Source organism: Salinimonas lutimaris (assembly GCF_005222225.1).
Classification (GTDB): domain Bacteria; phylum Pseudomonadota; class Gammaproteobacteria; order Enterobacterales; family Alteromonadaceae; genus Alteromonas; species Alteromonas lutimaris.
Map to the genome: position 1 here is coordinate 2775219 of NZ_CP036536.1, position 19834 is coordinate 2795052.

At 48.9% G+C, this 19834-nt stretch carries 17 protein-coding genes and 13 tRNA genes; 12 read left to right on the forward strand and 18 right to left on the reverse strand.

Annotation, left to right across the window (positions count from 1 at the left end):
- Positions 1-166: 166 nt before the first annotated feature.
- Genes EZV72_RS12150 through EZV72_RS12160 form a run of 3 tightly spaced genes read left to right on the forward strand, consistent with a single transcriptional unit; the run spans position 167 to position 2450 of the window.
- Positions 167-445 (forward strand): PepSY domain-containing protein, encoded by a 279-nt coding sequence (locus EZV72_RS12150; protein ID WP_137167501.1) that lies wholly within the window; start codon positions 167-169, stop codon positions 443-445.
- Positions 445-1119 (forward strand): response regulator transcription factor, encoded by a 675-nt coding sequence (locus tag EZV72_RS12155; RefSeq protein WP_137167502.1) that lies wholly within the window; start codon positions 445-447, stop codon positions 1117-1119. Before EZV72_RS12150 ends, EZV72_RS12155 begins: the two co-directional genes overlap by 1 nt.
- On the forward strand, positions 1116-2450 hold the full coding sequence (locus EZV72_RS12160) for an ATP-binding protein (protein ID WP_137167503.1): 1335 nt from the start codon (positions 1116-1118) through the stop codon (positions 2448-2450). The genes EZV72_RS12155 and EZV72_RS12160 overlap by 4 nt, the downstream gene beginning before the upstream one ends.
- Here the strand turns inward: EZV72_RS12160 and EZV72_RS12165 are convergent.
- Complete coding sequence (locus EZV72_RS12165; protein ID WP_137167504.1) at positions 2441-3484, reverse strand: AI-2E family transporter; 1044 nt, start codon at positions 3482-3484, stop codon at positions 2441-2443. The genes EZV72_RS12160 and EZV72_RS12165 overlap by 10 nt on opposite strands.
- Positions 3485-3565: 81 nt before the next feature.
- Here EZV72_RS12165 and folX point away from each other — a divergent pair, with 81 nt between their 5' ends.
- Both folX and EZV72_RS12175 read left to right on the forward strand, forming a co-directional pair.
- Positions 3566-3931 (forward strand): dihydroneopterin triphosphate 2'-epimerase, encoded by a 366-nt coding sequence (folX, locus tag EZV72_RS12170; RefSeq protein ID WP_137167505.1) that lies wholly within the window; start codon positions 3566-3568, stop codon positions 3929-3931.
- Between the two features lie 12 nt (positions 3932-3943).
- Positions 3944-4840, forward strand: a complete 897-nt coding sequence (locus tag EZV72_RS12175) for a TIGR01777 family oxidoreductase (protein WP_137167506.1) — start codon at positions 3944-3946, stop codon at positions 4838-4840.
- Between the two features lie 92 nt (positions 4841-4932).
- On the opposite strand, the gene EZV72_RS12180 is transcribed toward EZV72_RS12175, so the two are convergent.
- Positions 4933-7455 carry an ABC transporter permease gene (locus EZV72_RS12180; RefSeq protein ID WP_137167507.1) on the reverse strand — a complete coding sequence of 841 codons (2523 nt, stop codon included), beginning with the start codon at positions 7453-7455 and terminating at the stop codon, positions 4933-4935.
- Positions 7448-8140, reverse strand: a complete 693-nt coding sequence (locus tag EZV72_RS12185) for an ABC transporter ATP-binding protein (protein WP_137167508.1) — start codon at positions 8138-8140, stop codon at positions 7448-7450. Before EZV72_RS12185 ends, EZV72_RS12180 begins: the two co-directional genes overlap by 8 nt.
- Positions 8141-8157: 17 nt before the next feature.
- Between EZV72_RS12185 and EZV72_RS12190 the strand changes: the two genes are divergently transcribed.
- Complete coding sequence (locus EZV72_RS12190) at positions 8158-8823, forward strand: arylesterase (protein ID WP_137167509.1); 666 nt, start codon at positions 8158-8160, stop codon at positions 8821-8823.
- A gap of 37 nt (positions 8824-8860) precedes the next feature.
- Here EZV72_RS12190 and EZV72_RS12195 read toward each other — a convergent pair whose 3' ends face one another.
- From EZV72_RS12195 to gltX, 15 genes are all read right to left on the reverse strand, one after another.
- Positions 8861-10147 carry an amidohydrolase family protein gene (locus EZV72_RS12195; protein WP_137167510.1) on the reverse strand — a complete coding sequence of 429 codons (1287 nt, stop codon included), beginning with the start codon at positions 10145-10147 and terminating at the stop codon, positions 8861-8863.
- Complete coding sequence (locus EZV72_RS12200) at positions 10144-11583, reverse strand: amidohydrolase (protein ID WP_175405114.1); 1440 nt, start codon at positions 11581-11583, stop codon at positions 10144-10146. Before EZV72_RS12200 ends, EZV72_RS12195 begins: the two co-directional genes overlap by 4 nt.
- Positions 11584-11689: 106 nt before the next feature.
- Positions 11690-12640 (reverse strand): tRNA dihydrouridine(16) synthase DusC, encoded by a 951-nt coding sequence (gene dusC / locus EZV72_RS12205; protein ID WP_137167511.1) that lies wholly within the window; start codon positions 12638-12640, stop codon positions 11690-11692.
- Positions 12641-12715: 75 nt separating this feature from the next.
- Positions 12716-12940, reverse strand: coding sequence for a DUF1289 domain-containing protein (locus EZV72_RS12210; protein WP_332308320.1), 225 nt, complete (start codon positions 12938-12940; stop codon positions 12716-12718).
- Positions 12891-13052 (reverse strand): hypothetical protein, encoded by a 162-nt coding sequence (locus tag EZV72_RS18455; protein ID WP_175405115.1) that lies wholly within the window; start codon positions 13050-13052, stop codon positions 12891-12893. Before EZV72_RS18455 ends, EZV72_RS12210 begins: the two co-directional genes overlap by 50 nt.
- A 77-nt stretch (positions 13053-13129) precedes the next feature.
- Positions 13130-14044: a M14 family metallopeptidase gene (locus EZV72_RS12215; protein WP_137167513.1), complete on the reverse strand. Its 915-nt coding sequence runs from the start codon at positions 14042-14044 to the stop codon at positions 13130-13132.
- A gap of 153 nt (positions 14045-14197) precedes the next feature.
- Positions 14198-14273 (reverse strand) — tRNA-Glu (locus EZV72_RS12220).
- Positions 14274-14487: 214 nt separating this feature from the next.
- A tRNA-Glu gene (locus EZV72_RS12225) sits at positions 14488-14563 on the reverse strand.
- 296 nt (positions 14564-14859) lie between these two features.
- A tRNA-Glu gene (locus EZV72_RS12230) sits at positions 14860-14935 on the reverse strand.
- Positions 14936-15149: 214 nt separating this feature from the next.
- Positions 15150-15225: transfer RNA gene (locus tag EZV72_RS12235), tRNA-Glu, on the reverse strand.
- Positions 15226-15440: 215 nt separating this feature from the next.
- Positions 15441-15516: transfer RNA gene (locus EZV72_RS12240), tRNA-Glu, on the reverse strand.
- Positions 15517-15659: 143 nt separating this feature from the next.
- A tRNA-Ala gene (locus EZV72_RS12245) sits at positions 15660-15735 on the reverse strand.
- A 59-nt stretch (positions 15736-15794) separates the two neighbouring features.
- Positions 15795-15870: transfer RNA gene (locus EZV72_RS12250), tRNA-Glu, on the reverse strand.
- Positions 15871-16013: 143 nt separating this feature from the next.
- Positions 16014-16089: transfer RNA gene (locus EZV72_RS12255), tRNA-Ala, on the reverse strand.
- A 106-nt stretch (positions 16090-16195) separates the two neighbouring features.
- The gene (gene gltX / locus EZV72_RS12260) at positions 16196-17605 is read right to left on the reverse strand and encodes a glutamate--tRNA ligase (RefSeq protein ID WP_137167514.1); all 1410 of its coding nucleotides are present in this window, start codon (positions 17603-17605) and stop codon (positions 16196-16198) included.
- A gap of 256 nt (positions 17606-17861) precedes the next feature.
- On the opposite strand from gltX, the gene EZV72_RS12265 reads away from it, so the two are divergent.
- The 6 genes from EZV72_RS12265 to EZV72_RS12290 all read left to right on the forward strand — a co-directional run bounded on the left by EZV72_RS12265 (position 17862) and on the right by EZV72_RS12290 (position 19540).
- Positions 17862-17937, forward strand: a tRNA-Val gene (locus EZV72_RS12265).
- Positions 17938-17971: 34 nt separating this feature from the next.
- Positions 17972-18047, forward strand: a tRNA-Val gene (locus tag EZV72_RS12270).
- Between the two features lie 31 nt (positions 18048-18078).
- Positions 18079-18154 (forward strand) — tRNA-Val (locus EZV72_RS12275).
- 31 nt (positions 18155-18185) lie between these two features.
- Positions 18186-18261 (forward strand) — tRNA-Val (locus EZV72_RS12280).
- A 29-nt stretch (positions 18262-18290) separates the two neighbouring features.
- Positions 18291-18366, forward strand: a tRNA-Val gene (locus EZV72_RS12285).
- Between the two features lie 229 nt (positions 18367-18595).
- The gene (locus tag EZV72_RS12290) at positions 18596-19540 is read left to right on the forward strand and encodes a transposase (RefSeq protein WP_137168740.1); all 945 of its coding nucleotides are present in this window, start codon (positions 18596-18598) and stop codon (positions 19538-19540) included.
- The last annotated feature ends 294 nt before the right edge of the window (positions 19541-19834 follow it).

Here is a 19834-nt window from a genome sequence, read left to right on the forward strand (position 1 = left end):
GGCGTGAATGCGTCAGTGGATATAGCTAGCCGAATGCGGATGCGCTTTAAGGCTGAGCCAGTCTGATAATTCAGCCTTAGTTCAGCTAAGCCTTTGTATGGTAATCATCAGGTAAAAACAGTAAATTAGATAGACTGTTTGAAGTTATCCTTACACAGAGAACATCATGTCCCAGCGAATTTTTGTAGCCGCTATTTTCTGCATCACCCTGTGCACTACGCCATTGTTTGCCGTGGCGCAGCAGGATAATGATCATCAGATAGACAAAACCCAGGCTGCTAACAAAGCGCGCAAACAGGTCAATGGCCGGGTGCTGAAAGTGGATCAACAATCAGACCGCTACCGGGTCAAGGTACTGAAAAAATCCGGCCGGGTCATTTCGGTCGATGTGGACAAACGCTCTGGCAAGGTAAACCAGACGAACAAAAAGGACAATAACCGCTAATGCGAATTTTGATTGCTGAAGATGACAGCCGGCTTTTGACCCAGCTTGATGTACTACTTCAACAACACGGTTACAGTGTGGATTTAGCCGATAATGGCAACAGTGCGCTTTATTTGCTTAAAGAGCACAATTACGATGTTGCCATTATTGATATCGGATTACCCCACTTAGACGGCTTTGATGTTATCCGACAGGCACGACGTGCTGATGTGACCAGCCCGGTGCTGATACTCACCGCCCGGGATCGCTGGCAGGAGAAGGTCGAGGGACTGGATGCCGGCGCCGATGATTATCTGACCAAGCCGTTTCATAATGAAGAACTGCTCGCCCGGGTCAAAGCACTGATCCGACGCTCATCCGGTCAGGCCAACCCTACCATAAGTTTTGGACCGCTGGAGCTTGATACCGTGGCAGAAGAGCTGGCTGTGGATGGTAGCCGGCTGGAGTTGACTGCCTACGAATACAAGGTGATGGAATACCTGATGCTAAACCCGCAAAAAGTGGTGTCTAAAACCGAGCTGACCGAGCATATTTACGATCAGGATTTTGATCTGGACAGCAATGTGATTGAGGTCTTTGTTGGTCGCCTGCGTAAAAAAATTGACCCGGCCGGGGTACTTAAACCCATCGAAACCCTGCGAGGTCGTGGTTATCGTATCAACCGGGACCTATGAAGCGGCTCTCCCTGAAAATTCGTAGCATTCTGCTGGCCCTGGTGGCGCTGGCAGTATTTATTCCGGTCACAGTATATGTGCTGGATAAAGCGTACACCAGTAGCCTGACCCAGGCGAAGCTCAATGAACTCAAACTGATGAACCTGGCACTGGTATCGGCCTTTGAGGTTGAAAATAACCGGCCGGTCATGCCAGATTTTTTGTACGAGGAGCAGCTGAACCTGCCAGACTCAGGCTACGTCGGCTTTGTTATTTTCCGTGACAAGATTGTATGGCAGTCGGCCTCGGCACTGCATGTGGTTGTCACCAAACCGGCTACCCTGCCTGCGGTGGGTGATGAGCAGTTCACGGCGCACTATGTGCAAAGTACCGATGACTCCCCCGCTTACTTTGCCTACGGTTTTACCGCCGAATTTGCCACCGATACCGACTTTGTGCCTGTCCAGTTCTATATTCTCAATAATCGCGAAGAGTTTGCCGCTGAACGCAGTATGTTTTTGAACACGGTCTGGCAGGGACTATCGGTGCTGGGCCTGTTGCTGGTGCTGGTCATGCTACTGGGGATTACTGTGGTACTGGCACCAGTCCGAAAGCTGATTACCGAAATAAAACACACCAGTGAAGGGCATCAGCTGCAGCTGGACGGCGCTTATCCGAAAGAGTTCAGTGGCCTGAAAAAAAGCATCAACCATTTACTTGAAACTGAAGCGCAGCAGCGTAAACGCTATAAAAACAGTTTAGGCGACCTGGCACACAGTCTTAAAACTCCGCTGGCCGTCGCGCTGGGAGCAAATCACTTGCCCGATGATGCCAGGGATAGCCTGCTGCAAATCGACCGTCTGATTCAGCGTCAGCTTAAGCGTGCCACCGCCGGGCAAAAAGGCTGGCAGGCACCGGTGTTGATTGCGCCAGTAATGGGTAAACTCAAACGGGCCATGGATAAGGTCTATGAGCACCGCAACCTTACGCTGACCATTGAGGCAACCGGCGAGCCTCTGTTTTACGGTGATGATACGGATTTATTTGAAATGCTGGGAAACCTGACAGATAACGCCTGCAAAGCAGCGCGCCGTCAGGTTTTACTGAAAACCTACCGGGAGGGTCCCTGGCTGTATCTGATTGTGGAAGATGACGGGCCCGGGATTGCCCTCCCGGTACGGGAGCGTCTGTTGGAGCGAGGCAACCGGTTAGATACTTATACCGAAGGCCAGGGAATTGGTATGGCGGTAGTCGCTGACCTGGTCGACATTTACGAAGGCCAGCTGACCATTTATGACAGCGCGGCAGGCGGTGCCGGTATTCAGCTTCGGCTGCCTGCCGGTTACGCCTGACGAGAGGTGGATTTATCGTCACTGCTTGACAGCAGTACTGCCAGCCACTCGCTTTCCTTACGTGATTCCAGGGCAATTTTCACTACCATGGTCAGCGGCACAGATAACAGCATGCCCACTGTGCCCAGTAACCAGCCCCAGAAAATCAGCGACAGGAAGACCACCAGAGTAGAAAGTCCCATGCCCCGCCCCATCAGCCGCGGCTCGACCAGATTACCCATAATGGTGTTCACCAGTACAAAAGCCAGTGCAACCAGGCCGGCGGAAGCAAAACCATACTGTACAAAGGCAATCAGCACCGCCGGTAGTGCAGCGATAATAGAGCCAATATTCGGAATATAGTTAAGCATGAACGCTAGCACCGCCCACAGCAGAAAGTGGTCTACCTGCATCACATACAGCCACACGCCAATAATCAAACCGGTCGCCAGGCTGACCACGGTTTTAATTGCCAGGTAACTGTTTACCGAACGAATGAATTTGTCCACATGCTGCATTTTCATGTCAGGATCTGCCAGCGCCACATGTAGCCGGGCCGGAATACTGTGTGATTCAAATAACATAAAAATCACAGTCAGCAGGATCAAAAATAAATTCGACAATACTCCGCCCATTCCGCTGATAAAGTTAGTCGCCAGCGACATAGCCATGCCCGGGTCCAGATGTGAGGTAATCAGCTCCCGGTTTATGTGAATGTTGACCCTGGCGAGCTGGTCAATCACCCAGGCAAATTCAGTATCCAGCTTGGCCCGATACTCAGGCAAATTTTCTTTAAATTCTGTTAATGATTGACCCACCAGGCCCGCCAGTAAGAATCCAATGAACACAATGGTCAGAATGACCAGCATAATGGAAAGCCAACGTGGGATATGATGTCGGGAGGCCCAGTTAATTAATGGGCCACAGGCAATAGCAATAAAGCCAGACAGAAAAAACGGCACCATGATGGCTGAGGCCGCTTTAATACCCGCCAGAACGACAACCAGACTGGCAAGTACCACCAGTGCTTTGGCAGTAGGAGATTTTAGTTCCATAATAAACAAATAGTTGAGTTAGTCAGTAAAAATCAGGCACAGTTAGCCTACGTCTATATAAGTCATATTACGAGTCATTTCATGAATTTAAACCAAGCGACTATAAAAATTAAAAATTTACGTCTTCGAACCTACATTGGTATTAATGAAGAAGAGATCAAAAATAAGCAGGACGTAGTGGTTAACGTCAAAATTCATTACGATGCACAGCGGGCCACCGACTCCGACAATATGGATGATGCGCTGAATTATAAGACAGTCACCAAGTCCATTATCAAACTGGTAGAAGACAACCGCTTTTCACTGCTCGAAAAGCTGACTGCAGACGTACTAGATGTGGCCGCAGAGCATCACTGGGTCACCTACGCCGAGGTTGAAATAGATAAACCGCACGCCCTGCGCTTTTCAGATTCAGTCTCATTATCACTGTCATGTAATAAACCCTGATAAGGACACCGTGTGCATATACTCATCACCGGCGGCACCGGCTTTGTTGGCCGGCATTTAATTGAGCGTCTTTGGCATGACCATCAACTGACGGTGCTGACCCGGGATAAAGAGCGCGCTTCAAAATTACTGCCGGGGCAGGTCAAAATCATCAAATCCCTGGCTGAAATCGCCGATTTCGGCCAACTGGATGCTGTAATCAACTTGGCCGGTGAGCCTATTGCTGATAAGCGCTGGAGTGCCCTGCAAAAAAAACGTATTTGTGATAGCCGCTGGGAGATTACCCGCGAACTGGTGACCCGAATTAATGCCTGCCAGACGCCGCCGGGGATTTTTCTGTCGGGCTCTGCAATTGGCTATTATGGCCGCCAGGGTGACCGGACCGTCACTGAGCTTGATAACCAGCCTAATCCCGAGTTTACCCATGAGCTGTGCGCCCGCTGGGAAAATATTGCCTGTGAAGCCAAAAATGAACAGACCCGTGTTTGCCTGCTACGTACCGGAGTGGTGCTGGCTAAAGGCGAAGGTGCGCTGGCTAAAATGGCGCCGCCGGTCAAGCTGTTTGTCGGCGGTAAAATGGGCAGTGGCGAGCAATATTTATCGTGGATTCATATTGACGATATGGTCAGTGCTCTTTTATTTTTACTGGAAAACGAGCACTGTCACGGGCCGTACAATATGACCGCGCCTCATCCGCAAACCAACAAAGCATTTACCGATACACTGGCTCGCGCCATGCACCGCCCTAATGTGTTCACTGTGCCCGGTTTTGCCCTGAAACTGATGATGGGCGAGGCTGCTGACATGTTGCTAACCGGACAAAAAGTGATTCCTGAACGCCTTCAGCACGCAGGTTTTACGTTCAGCTATCCCAATTTGCAAGATGCTTTGAATTATGAATTCGGATAGACACCGTTTTCTGTCGAAAATTCTGGCTTATCCCCTCTAAAACTCCGGGTCGTGATAAAGCAGCCCCTGTTGATGACAACAGGGGCTGCTGTCTACATAATTTTACGTAGTAATTCACTGGTATTCAGCGTTAATAGCCGCCAACATCCTACAGCACCGAGTCCCCCCACAACCAGTGCTCCGACAATCGGTGCAATCAGCCAGTATTCAACGTGCAATGTCGGCGTCATATTGAAAAGCATGGTTTGTAGCATATACAGACTCAGCTCGTTAGCCAGCGCCGCCATAAAGCCGGCCACTACACCAATAATGACAAACTCAAACACCACACTGGCTCTTATCAGACGGCCCTTAGCCCCCAGAGTACGCAATATGGCCAGTTCCTGCTGCCGCTCATCCATACTCGCCTGTACCTGGGCTATCAGCACTAACGAGCCGGCTACCAACACCAGGATCAGAATAAACTCAACCGCCAGCGATACCTGATCAACAATGCCCCTGAGCTGATTGATTCTGGCATCCACATCAAACATGGTGACCGAGGGAAAAGGCTGCATCAGACTGGTTAGCTCAGGCTTTCGCTCTGTTGGCAGGTAAAAACTGGTAATATAGGTAGGATTGAAACTTTGCATCGCGTCGGGCGAAATAACAAAGAAAAAGTTGGGCTGCATAGATTGCCAGTTCACTTCCCGGAGACTGGTCACCTTAGCCTTCACAATTTCAGAGCCTACATTAAAGGTCAGAATATCATCCAAAGAGATATCCAGCCGCTCTGCTACCCCACTTTCCACCGACACCTCAAACACATCGTCATGCTCGTTTTGCGCATTGCCATGCCACATGCCGGCGGTGATACGGTTTTCTTTTTGCAGCTGGTTACTCCAGGTCAGATTTGCCTCACGCCCCAGACCGTCCCGCCCCTCCCGTGGAGCATCAGATTCTTCTTTAGTAACTTCAGTATTTACCCGCTCCTCATTCACGGCAACAAAGCGTCCCCGTACCACCGGGTAAAACGCATCTATAGTGACCCCTTGCTGAGCAAAGCGCTGTTCCAACTTGGGTTGCTGATCGCTGGTAATATTAATTAAAAAGTAGTTGGGCGTGCCCTGGGGGAGTTGCGCCTGCCACTGAGCAATCATGTCATTACGCATGACCAATACCACTAACAGCAGCATGATCGTTATTGAAAAACTAATCAGCTGTATACTGTTATCCATGGCCCGCCGGCGAATACGCGCCCAGGCCAGCTGCCAGGCGCCCATCTTTGCACTGCCTAGCTTACGACCGATACGAATTAGCCCCAGCGTGACCAGCAGTAACGCCGCAACCAGTGCTACGCCTGAGCCAAACAAGATAGCGCTGATTTTCAGATCCTGCGAATACGCCCACATCAGTAAAAATACCGCGATACCAGATACTGCAAATTGCAGGGTTCGCGAGCGTAATGAAGCATCCATGTCACGGCGCAATACCCGTAACGGCGGCACAGAAAACAAACGAAGTAACGGGTACATGGAAAACAAGACCGCGCAGACAACCCCGGTAAATACTGCGATGAGCACCGGCCGGTAATGCCAGACGGTCAGGCTCACTTCTACTTTATCGGCCAACGCACTGACCACCACCTGCTGTATAGCCACGCCCGCAGCAATACCAATCAGAATGCCCAGAACCGCAATAAAACTGACCTGCAGCATGTAAACCCGCCGGATCATCTGCTGGCTGGCCCCTAAGGTTTTCATGATGGCTACCGGATCGTAATGGCGCTGACTGTAGCGCTGCGCGGCAACGGCAATCGACACTGCTGCAAGGACTATTGCCAGCAGACTGGCCAGAAGGAAATACTGACCCGCCCTGGCCACCGAGCGTCCGATCCGGGATTCGTCATTGTCGACCGAGCGCCAGCGGTGAACTTCTTCATCCAGGCGGCTTTCAAGCCAGTCATAGTACTGATTCAGATTAGCCTGTGTGCCAGTGAAATACGCCTTGTAGTTAACCCGGCTGCCTGGCCCGGTAATATTGGCTGACTGCAAATCCGCTTCGCGGATAAGTACCATCGGGTCGGTACTAAACAGATTAAACCCGGCATCAGGTATCTCCGATAACACCCTGCCTACGGTGAACTGCTGGTCGCCGATTTCTATCGTATCGCCGATTGAAATATTCAACAGCTGGAATAGCCGGGAGTCTACCCAGGCCTGGCCGCGCTCCGGCACTTCGGTGGTTTTGCTTTGCTGACCAAATGGCGCATCGGCGATCGTAACTTCGCCTTTGAGCGGATAATTTTCATTAACCGCACGAAGATCTGCCAGTGACATGGTATTTTTACCAAACACCATTGAGCGGGTCTGGGTTTGCCGAGCGGTCTCCAACGACTCAGAACGCGCAGCCATCAGCCAGTTTTCATCAATGGGCTGGCTGGCACTTAACTGACGGTCGGCAGCCAGAAAAGCGGCTGAGCGTTCGGTCAGCGCGCCCTGTAAACGTTCACTAAACAAGGAGAGCGATAATACCGCTGCGACCGATAAAATAATCGCAGCCAGAATAATGGTGAGCTCACCACGGCGGGCTTCGTGTTTAAACAACCGCCAGGCCAGACTGACAACTTTACCCATTACTGGCCAGCTCCTGTTGTAGCGCGCGCTCGCTAAGCTCACCCGCCTGCATGGTTAACTGACGATCGCAGCGTAACGCCAGCTCATCATCATGCGTGACCAGCACCAGCGTCGTGCCCAGGTCCTTGTTCATTTTAAACAGCAGTTTTTCAATTTTGTCACTGTTTGCCGCATCCAGATTCCCCGTAGGCTCATCAGCAAATAATATTCTGGGCTCGCCAATAAATGCCCGGGCGATGGCAACCCGCTGCTGCTCACCGCCAGACAATTGATTGGGATAATGATTAGCCCGATGACCCAGCCCGACCTGCTCAAGCACAGCCCGGGCTTTTTGCCGCGCGTTCTCAAGCCCGGCAATTTCTGCCGGTAGCATCACATTTTCGATGGCTGTGAGACTTTGTACCAGCATAAAACTTTGAAAGATAAAACCGATTTTTTCGCCACGTAACTGAGCGCGCTGTTCTTCATCCATACTATGCAGCGGCTCACCATCGAGGAATATTTCGCCCTCGGTGACCTGGTCAAGTCCGGCAAGCAGACCCAGTAGCGTAGATTTGCCCGAACCGGACGCGCCAACTATAGCCACAGTCTGTCCCTGCTTGACTTCAAAAGAAATGGGTTTAAGAATCTCCAGAGGCCCTTCATTCGTAGAAACTGTTTTGGTTAACTGACTGGTCTTAATCATAAGGAGCTACCGCCGTCGTGTTTTTTAATCAATGTCGTCATCATATTTTCAGCATTTCTTTTATCTTATTGTTACCGTTACTGTTGCTGGCAGATCAATCGGTTGCCGCGTCACAACCGCAGCCGGACGAGAAGCCAACCTTGCTAGTTGTGGGTGACAGCCTGAGTGCCGGTTATGGATTACAACAGCACGAGGGCTGGGTCAGTCTGCTGCAAAAGCGCTGGGCTGATGCCTCGCACCCCATTCAGATTGTTAATGCCGCCATCAGTGGCGAAACCACTGATGGCGGACTGGCCCGTTTACCGCGATTACTGGAGCAGCATCAGCCAAGCCACGTACTGATTGAGCTGGGCGGTAATGATGGCTTACAAGGCCATCCGGTTAACAAATTAAAAGCCAACCTGATTAGAATGGTTGAGCTGGCCAAACAGGCCGGTGCCCGGGTGTTTTTGCAGGATATGCAAATTCCCTCCAATTACGGCAGGCGTTACACCACCATGTTTGCAGACACCTTTGATGAGGTTGCCCGGGAACAGGATATTTTACTGGTTCCGTTCTTTTTACAGGACATGGCGCTTAACAAAGATTTAATGCAAAAAGATGGTATTCACCCAAACCATGAGGCCCAGCCATTAATTGCAGATTTCATGGATACCCGGTTAAAGCCGCTTATCCTTGAATAACAAAAAGCCGCTTTACTCAGCTAAAGCGGCTTTATTTTTACTGCGCTGGAATAATGTAATGAGACGTGGGTTTGTCACTTTGTTTATACAGCGCTTTGTACCGATCTCTTAGTAGGGTCTGACGGCTTTGCATATCAATGGCCTCCCCGTTAATAAAGACCTGCTCAGCATATTCGGTCACCTGAAGCGGATCGCCGCTCCAGATAACTACGTCACCACGCATGCCGGCGGCCAGCGCACCGATGGTATCCTGCATGCCCAATATGCTGGCCGGAGCACTGGTGATGCTGGCAATACCAGCCGCATGGGATAGCCCATTAGCAACCGCATTGCCCGCATGTTGTGTGGCCAGACGAATATTGTGTGTTTCCATGCCAATCGCCACGGTAACACCGGCTTTTTCAAGACGGCCGGCATTTTCCAGCGTGGCTCCCAGTGCCTCAAAACTTGATGGCAGGTTATGCTCGGGGTTCAGAATCACCGCAATATTATTGTTTGCCAGCTTATCGGCTACCCGCCAGGCTTCTGCGGCGCCCATAAGTACAATGCGTATGTCTGGGTACTGCTGTTTTAAGGTTAGAATTTGCAGGATATCGGCTTTGCGATCCGCTTCCAGTATCAGCGGCATCTTGCCGTTAATAATGTTTTGTAGCGCCGGTATATCAGCCCGAGTGGTCAGGCCGTACCACTGCTCCGCCGGCCCTGGTATCTTACTGATTTGCGCAGCCTCGCTGAATAGCTGGTTAAGCGTAACCCATAATGCCGCCCGGGAGCCGCCAGTCTGCTCAGCCGCGTGGCCGGTAAGATCCAGCACCGTAAACGCCCGGGGACGAAGTACCGGCTGGTCGCCCTGCAAGGTAATAACACTGCCCTGCCCGTGAAACAGATAATCGGTGTAGGAAATCGTTGTGGCAGCAGAGGTCACCCCTTCGATGCGAGACACATCAAGCAAGGTGGAGTCAGGATTAATTGCATAGCTGACATCAAATGCCAGGCCGGTATTAGATAGCTGGGTTTTATCGACCGACGCATCGACGACCCCGGCCCAGGACTCAACCTCAACCAACCCTAATGAGGTCATTGCCCCGACCAGACCGGGTGTGACCACTTTGCCGGTGGCATCAATAGTTTGGTAGCCATCCGGCACATTGATAGTCTCAGTCACTTTTTCGACCTTGCCGTCTTTCAGCAGTAGCATGCCGTTTTCAATAACGCCCTGGTTAGTCTGGGTATAAATGGTGCCACCGGTGATCGCAATATTCTGAGCCTGAGCTGCCATGGTTATCGCAAGAGTGGTTAGTGTGGTGATCAGGGCCTTTTTCATTGTGCTTCTCCTTCCACATGCTGCCCAACTTCAAAATCGCTTACAGGCCAGCTGGCCGGATCGTTCAGGTTAAACGCCAGGCCGCCGTCAATATAAACGCGCTCGGCTTTGGTATAGGTAGAAAACGGATTGCCATTCCACAACACTAAATCGGCATTTTTGCCAGCTTCAAGTGAACCAGTTTTGTCATAAATACCCAGGGATTTGGCAGGATTTGCAGACAGCCAGGTCCAGGCTTCTGCCAGGGTGAAGTTAAGGCCGGCGCGATTGCCGTCGGACCAGGCTTTGGCGGCTTCCTGATTAAGTCGCTGAATACCCAGCTCACTGTCGGAGTGAACAATAGCACAGGCACCAGCACTGGCTACCATGGGTATGTTTTCGCGAATACCATCATAGGCCTCCATTTTAAACCCCCACCAATCGGCCCACAGCGACGAACACACATTATTTTCTTGCAGTTTATCAGCAATTTTGTAGGCTTCTACGGCATGATGAAATGCGCTGATCTGGTAGCCAAATTCTTTCATCATGTCCATCATGGTGACCATTTCGTCAGCACGGTAGCAATGCATATGGACCAGAATATCGCCTTTGAGCACTCCTGCCATAGTTTCCAGATCCAGATCCCGTTTCGGCGGTGTGGACGTTTTACCGGCGCTGATTTCCTGTTCGTACTTTTCCCATTTGGCAATATAGTCCTGGGCGTCAGACCACGCCTGACGATATCCGCGCACATTGCCCATGCGGGTCATCGGGCCGCCTTTCTGACCATAAACGCGCTTGGGATTTTCACCGCAGGCCATTTTCATGCCGTAAGGCGCATCGGGAAACTTCATATCCTGCATAGTTCGGTTTGGTACGTTTTTCAGCACCACTGAACGACCGCCAAACAAATTAGCTGAGCCAGGCAGAATTTGCAGGGTGGTGACACCACCGGCCAGCGCTTTTACAAAACCGGCGTCCTGAGGCCACACCGAATGTTCGGCCCACACCCCCGGGGTTACCGGCTTAGTCATTTCATTACCATCCGATAATGAACCAATAGAGGGTGATGGATATACGCCCAGGTGACTGTGATTATCAATAATGCCCGGTGTTACCCATTTGCCCTGCCCATCAATGATTGTGGCGTTAGCCGGATAATCCACAGTGCTGCCAACAGCTACAATTTTTCCTTGTTTAAAAAAGAGCATGCCTTTGTCAATTTGCTGACCGGTGCCATCCACAATCGTCACATTGGTGATTACCGTGGGCTCACCCTCGATAGGCGAATAAGTACTTGGATACGGGTTGGGATTTGCCCCTAAAAAGGTATTTTGCGTATCAGAGGCAGCTGTTGCGGTTTTGTCAGGCGACTGCGTAGACTGGCAGCCAGCCATAAAAACCGGCAGCAGGCAAGCCAGTAGCCTGGCTGTACGAAAGCGGAAGTTTGCCATTTGTGTTTCCTAGCGTTAGGTATTGTTATTAACAGCATAGTTAATGCTACTTTTATTCTAGGTTAACGCTACTTTAAGCAAATGGCTAAAAGAAGTTAGTTTACGATTAAGCGACGTACTCTTGCGAGGACTGACGATTTAGCACCGCCACAATCTCGTCAGCTTTGTTTAACCGGCGAATATCATTGAACAGGAGTTCCGCCTGCGGGTACTGACGCTTTAAATAACCACACCACTGTTTGATTCGATTGGGATAATACCGGCCTTTATCACCGTAAATCTCATAGCCGGAATATTTGATCAACAAACTGGCCAGTTCCGGCCAGGACATAGGGGCCTGCCCCTGCTTGATGCACTGTGCCAGATTAGGCAGAGCCAGTGCACCGCGGCCAATCATGATATCATCGCAGGCTGATTCCAGGCGACAGCGCTGGGCATCTTCGGCACTCCAGACCTCACCATTCGCTATCACCGGCAAAGACACCTGCTGCCTGATACGAGCAACCCAGTCCCAGTATGCCGGCGGACGATACCCCTCAGTTTTGGTTCTGGCATGCACCACCAACGACGAAGCGCCGGCTTCATCAATAGCCCGGGCATTATCCAGCGCCAGCGATTTGTCCTCAAATCCAAGCCGAATTTTGGCCGTCACCGGAAACTGGACAGGCACTGCATCACGCACCGTTTTGACAATGTTGTACAAGGTTTCTGTTTCTTTGAGCAGAACCGCCCCGCCCTTACTTTTATTCACCGTTTTTGCCGGACAGCCAAAATTCAGGTCCACACCGGGTGAACCTAACTCTACTGCCATCAGCGCATTTTCTGCCAGCCACTGCGGATGCTGGCCTAATAACTGGACTCTTACCGGCACACCAGAGCGGGTCTTGCCCCCGTTATGCAGTTCCGGACACATCCGGTAAAATGTTTTTGCCGGTAGTTTCTGATCCACCACCCGGACAAATTCTGTGACGCATAAATCGAACCCGCCGATCTCAGTCAACATTTCCCGCATAAGATGATCAACAACGCCCTCCATCGGGGCCAGCATAACCTGCATAACTGTGTTTATTCCGCTTCAAAAATTGGCGGCGAAGTGTACCAAATTGAGGTGGGGCGCGCTAAGAAAATGCGTTTATGAAGAGGCTTTTTCGCGTAAAGCGCATTGATGAATAATCATATGTTTTTGCCTATTGCTGAACTGCTGCCATTTTATAATTTCATCAATATGCCGGTGACAACCCGCACAGATTTCTTCATCAGACAGTTTACAGTAGCCAATACAAGGGCTTAAAGAATGAGGTTGGTGATCAGGCATGTTCAGAGGTAACCGGTGTATAGGATTGCCAGATACAGACATACACGCCAAACAGCCCCCGGAGGTACTGTTCAAACTCGTCGCGACTGGAAGTCTGGACACTCACTAATTGTTGTTTAATGCCGGTATACACCAGCGCAGTAAATTCATACATCGCTAAGGCCTCTGTTCATTGAGGCCTTCACTATACATTTGGACGTCTATACATTCAAACGTCTATACGCATATTTGTTATAAACGCGTGGCTAGCAAATAATCTAATCCACCCACGATGGCGGCAACCTGTGCTTCATTGCATATTTCAGCTGTGGCAGACGGGCTGTCCGGATAGACCTCTGTGGTGGTGACAAATTCAGCGTCTGTCATTCCGCCGCACAGGTGCAGTGATTTTTTGTCATAGCAAATCACTCCCTCAGACTGAATTGGCTCACCAATCAGTCGCCCTGACTCATCCGCCGGTGCAATGTGGGTGACTTTTCTGACCGATTCAATTACCGCCTGCTGAAAATCCATTTTTGGATTTGCAGTATTGGCTACCGTGTAAAAACCATCAGGAATTTGCCAGATATCGTGGGTAACGCCATCCCTTGCGGCTAATGCCGGACGAAATTCGCTGTTGTCAGTGTCTGTCGTTTCATGCAAATCAATGTGCATCAACAGTGGCGTATTTAAAGACGCGATAAAGTCCATTACCTGGGCAGATTCTGGTGCCGGGCTATTGGTAAAAAAGGACCGGTTTGGATCCATGGCAGCCTGATTCCAGCGGTTAATAGTTTCATAACCCCACGGGCTGATGCACGGCACAACAATGAAATTAAACTGTGAGGAGTAACGCTGAATATCATGATTGATAAAACGCAGAGCGCCTTGCACACCGCTAGTTTCATAACCGTGTACACCACCGGTGATGAGCACAGTCGGTTTAGACTGTACCATCGGCTCGCTGATGATGGCATAGAGCGGATAGCGCGGTTCATCGTAAGGCAGAGCACCGTATTGCGTTATGGAAAATCCGCTCAATTCATCGGGAATTTTTGCCAGGACTTCTTCAGAATAACTGCGCACAGTCTTCTGGTTTTCAAGCCATTGCTTTTTATGCTCTTCTGTCCAGGGATGGCCCGGTATGCCTATAGGATATTCTTGCATGGTTATGTAGGATCCTTACTGAAAAAAACATGATCCTAGCATATCTGTTACTGTAACGCGGAAATGGTCTTATTCAGCTGTAAAGCAGTTTGAACAGCGGTTAATGCTGTTTTACAGACATAAAAAAACCAGCCCGAAGGCTGGTTTTATATATGGCGTCCCCTAGGGGATTCGAACCCCTGTTACCGCCGTGAAAGGGCGGTGTCCTAGGCCTCTAGACGAAGGGGACAAAAAACCTTCTTTCAAAAGCATGGCTTTTGAGATTTTTTGTAAGGCGAATTCACTTTAGTGAATGAGCGACCTTAACCTAAGAACAGTTTATCAAAAGCGGTGCTTCTGATATTTCAGCGCAAGCAACCGGCTTTATAACTGAAATAATGTTAGACCAGAGAACACTTATGTTCTCAAGCCTATTCCTGGCTACGTACCAGGCAACGCTAAAATGGCGTCCCCTAGGGGATTCGAACCCCTGTTACCGCCGTGAAAGGGCGGTGTCCTAGGCCTCTAGACGAAGGGGACTGAAAATTAGTCACGAAAATATATTTTCGTAATTTTCAGTAAGGCGAAGTGAGCTCTGCGAAACTGAGCGTCATTACTCTTACTGACTTTCAAGTCCTGAAGCATTACGCTTCTGGCCATATGTAAGGCGAATTCACTTTAGTGAATGAGCGACCTTAACCTAAGAACAGTTTATCAAAAGCGGTGCTTCTGATACTTCAGCGCAAGCAACCGGCTTTATAACTGAAATAATGTTAGACCAGAGAACACTTATGCTCTCAAGCCTATTCCTGGTTACGTACCAGGCAACGCTAAAATGGCGTCCCCTAGGGGATTCGAACCCCTGTTACCGCCGTGAAAGGGCGGTGTCCTAGGCCTCTAGACGAAGGGGACAAAAAATCTTCTTTCAAAAGCATGGCTTTTGAGATTTTTTGTAAGGCGAATTCACTTTAGTGAATGAGCGACCTTAACCTAAGAACAGTTTATCAAAAGCGGTACTTCTGATACTTCAGCGCAAGCAACCGGCTTTATAACTGAAATAATGTTAGACCAGAGAACACTTATGCTCTCAAGCCTATCCCTGGTTACGTACCAGGCAACGCTAAAATGGCGTCCCCTAGGGGATTCGAACCCCTGTTACCGCCGTGAAAGGGCGGTGTCCTAGGCCTCTAGACGAAGGGGACAAAAAATCTTCTTTCAAAAGCACGGCTTTTGAGATTTTTTGTAAGGGCGAATTCACTTTAGTGAATGAGCGACCTTAACCTAAGAACAGTTTATCAAAAGCGGTGCTTCTGATATTTCAGCGCAAGCAATCAGCTTTGTAACTGAAATGATGTTAGACCAGAGACCACTTATGCTCTCAAGCCTATTCCTGGTTACGTACCAGGCAACGCTAAAATGGCGTCCCCTAGGGGATTCGAACCCCTGTTACCGCCGTGAAAGGGCGGTGTCCTAGGCCTCTAGACGAAGGGGACAAAAAATCTTCTTTCAAAAGCATGGCTTTTGAGATTTTTTGTAAGGCGAATTCACTTTAGTGAATGAGCGACCTTAACCTAAGAACTGTTTATCAAAAGCGCTGCTTTTGGGTCTCGGATGATATACCGAGTGACTTAGAATTTGGTGGAGCCAGGCGGGATCGAACCGCCGACCTCCTGCATGCCATGCAGGCGCTCTCCCAGCTGAGCTATGGCCCCGTTTGTATGCCCGACATTTTATTAAATGTCTGCTTTTTACACTAAGGCAAATTCTAAGATGGCGTCCCCTAGGGGATTCGAACCCCTGTTACCGCCGTGAAAGGGCGGTGTCCTAGGCCTCTAGACGAAGGGGACAAAAAATCTTCTTTCAAAAGCATGGCTTTTGAGATTTTTTGTAAGGCGAATTCACTTCAGTGAATGAGCGACCTTAACCTAAGAACAGTTTGTCAAAAGCCTGGCTTTTGAATCTCAGTTAACGTACCGAGCAACGTACAATTTGGTGGAGCCAGGCGGGATCGAACCGCCGACCTCCTGCATGCCATGCAGGCGCTCTCCCAGCTGAGCTATGGCCCCGTCATGCGTCGACAACCACACTGTATTTTTGTGTGCCTGTTCCGTGACAGCGGGGCGCATTCTAGGCATACCCCACTGTCGTGTCAACGCTTTTTTGGGGAGTTTATTAAGAATTTTCTCTATTTGCTATAAAAGCAATCGCTTTGTCGATTCTTTGATCTATTTTTGCCTGAGAAATAAGATTCAGGGTTAAATCCAGCGATGGTGAGTTCCCTCCACCGGTAACCGCAACACGCAAAGGCATACCTACTTTACCCATACCAACTTCTAATTCTTCGGCTGTAGCATTAATAGCAGCCTGAATATTTTCAGGTGTCCACTCATTTATAGCTGCCAGTTTTGTTTTAGCCACCATTAATGGCTCTTTAGCAACAGGGCGAAGGTGCTTTTTAGCCGCTGCAGCATCAAACTCTTCAAAGTCTTCATAAAAATAACGACTGATTTGCGCCATCTCTTTCAGATTTTTAACCCGGTCAGCCTGGACAGTCACTACTTTTTCTAATGCTGGGCCGCCAGACAAATCGATATTTTGATCATCAAAGTGCCATTTTGCATACCCAGCGACTTCTTCTACCGGCATACTCTTCATATAGTGCTGGTTTAGCCAAATCAGTTTTTCAGTATTAAATGCCGAAGCCGACTGACCAATTGCATCCAGGCTGAAATGTTCAATCATTTCATCCAGAGTAAAAATTTCCTGATCGCCATGGCCCCACCCTAACCGAACCAAATAATTGATTAGTGCTTGTGGCAAATAGCCGTCATCACGATATTGCATAACACTAACAGCATTGTATCGCTTGGATAGTTTCTTGCCGTCTTCACCCAATATCATCGAAACATGAGCATATTCAGGTACAGGTGCGCCCAGCGCTTCTAATATATTAATCTGACGAGGCGTGTTGTTGATATGATCTTCACCACGAACTACATGGGTTATGCCCATATCCCAGTCATCAACTACCACACAGAAGTTATAAGTCGGCGTGCCGTCGCTTCGCTGAATCACCAGGTCATCAAGCTCGGTATTACTTATCTCAATTTTTCCGCGAATGTGATCATTAATGACAACCTTTCCTTCCAGCGGATTTTTAAAGCGGATAGCAAAAGGTTGCCCTTCAGGATGGTCGGTACGGTCACGCCAAGTACCAGGGTAACGAGGTTTTTCGCCACGCTCTTTTTGCGCTTCACGTATTTGGTCCAGCTCTTCACTGGTCATAAAGCATTTATAGGCTTTTCCTTCCGCCAATAGCTTTTCGATAAGCTCTTTATAACGGTCGAAGCGTTCGGTTTGTAAATAAGGCCCTTTGTCATAGTTAAGACCCAGCCAATCCATACCATCTAAAATAGCTTGTTTGGCGTCATCGGTAGAACGCTCTATATCTGTATCTTCAATACGAAGGACAAATTCCCCACCCTGACTTTTTGCATAAAGCCAAGAATAAAGTGCAGTACGTGCGCCACCCACATGAAGGTAACCTGTTGGGCTTGGAGCAAATCTGGTAACAACCGACATTTGAAACTCTCTATTGTTTTACGAAAAAAATTAGTTGCGTATTCTACCAGTGTTAGGACAAAGGCAAAATACATCAGTGCCCGGGGATTACGGAATAGCCGACAAAACAGCTTAATAGTATTAAAAATCAACAAAAAAGCCTTTTCTGGTGACTTTATCAGCAGACAGTCACTTTTCTTAAATTTTATTATTGACTCTGGCAGTTCGGACTCTATAATACCGCCCCACTTGCCCAAGACGGCAAGCGAAAATTGACGGACGTTTAGCTCAGTTGGGAGAGCATCGCCCTTACAAGGCGAGGGTCACTGGTTCAAGTCCAGTAACGTCCACCATATTCTGGTGTGTCGATTTGAAATTTTTGATTGCGGACGCTTAGCTCAGTTGGGAGAGCATCGCCCTTACAAGGCGAGGGTCACTGGTTCAAGTCCAGTAGCGTCCACCACCACTTTGAAGTGAATAAATCAATCAAATACGGACGTTTAGCTCAGTTGGGAGAGCATCGCCCTTACAAGGCGAGGGTCACTGGTTCAAGTCCAGTAACGTCCACCACTACTCTTGTCGAGTAAATAATACAAAATTCGGACGCTTAGCTCAGTTGGGAGAGCATCGCCCTTACAAGGCGAGGGTCACTGGTTCAAGTCCAGTAGCGTCCACCACTACTTTAATAAGTAGCATATCACAATTCGGACGTTTAGCTCAGTTGGGAGAGCATCGCCCTTACAAGGCGAGGGTCACTGGTTCAAGTCCAGTAACGTCCACCATTCATTCTTTTTTTAAAATTTCTCTATCCAATACTGGACAGGCACTCTATTTCTGCCTCAGAATCCCCTTCTTCGTGGGCAGACACTCTATCCAACACTGGACAGTCACTTTATTACTGTCTCAGGATCCTCCTTCTTCGTGGACAGGCATACCCTACTCTTTAGTACAGTTGGATTAACCCTGAATTTCGGCACAATAAGATCATCTTTTCATCATGATGATTCGACTATGCCAAGGCCCAGAAAAAGTCTCATTAATCTATCAGATACTCCCTATTACCACTGTATGTCGCGCTGTGTTCGCCGGGCGTTTTTATGCGGTCATGATGCGCAAAACCATAAATCGTATGAGCATCGCCGTCAGTGGGTCGAAGACCGGTTGCTATTTCTGGCTGGTGTTTTCTGTATAGATGTTTGTGCTTATGCAGTGATGAGTAATCACACCCATGTTGTACTGCGCATTAATAAACAAAAAGCGGAAAAATTAACGACTAAAGAAATTCTTGTACGTTGGCACAAACTGTATCGAGGTATGCTCTTATCACGTCGGTTTGTTAATCCTGCTGAGCAGGGTGAGCTATCAGACACTGAAATTAGAACCGTCCAGGAGTTAGCTGAAGTCTACCGAAGCCGATTGTATGATATCAGCTGGTTTATGCGATTACTCAACGAGTATATTGCGCGCCGGGCTAATAAAGAAGACGAATGTACAGGGCATTTCTGGGAGGGAAGATTCAAGTCGCAAGCGTTATTGGATGAAGCTGCCCTGGCTGCCTGCATGACTTACGTCGATTTAAATCCGGTTCGTGCGGGCCTTGCAGACTCACCGGCACATTCATCTCACACTAGTATTAAAAAACGGATTGAAGCAAGAAAGTATCGTAAGCAACCTAGACGTTTATCACCACTGGCTGATCATGCAAATAACAGGTTGGCTGATGAATTACCTTTTCAAATTGAAGATTACTTTTCTCTTGTCGAAGCATCCCGTCATTTATTTCAACATAATAAACCGCGCAGAGTCCGCTGTGAAACCAACGCTATTATTATTCGAACAGGTTTGTGCGACACGGACTGGAAAGCGATGGTCTGTGGAATAGAGAGGGACTTTATCGCTTCCGTTAGTCGAAGAAAATTAGTCTTAATACAGAAGCGTTGCGTCAATCATACCTGATTAAACTATTTATCTGCCACTACTGGATTAATGCGCACGTATGCCTGCTGACAGTGCTCTCCCCTGCCAAGCGATACCTTTCACCTCCCTAAAACAGCTTTAACATTCAAAAAAGTCAGCGGGTATGATTTTCTGCAGTACTGCAAGCGTCGTTAATCGAAGGCTATCCATAGCAGCAATGCACAGTAGTGACTGTCCGTTGCCAGGAACACGCAGCATCTCGCTAAACAGTGACTGACCTAAGCAGTGTCCTTGCAAGCGTCGTTAATCGAAGTCTATACAGAGCAGCAATGC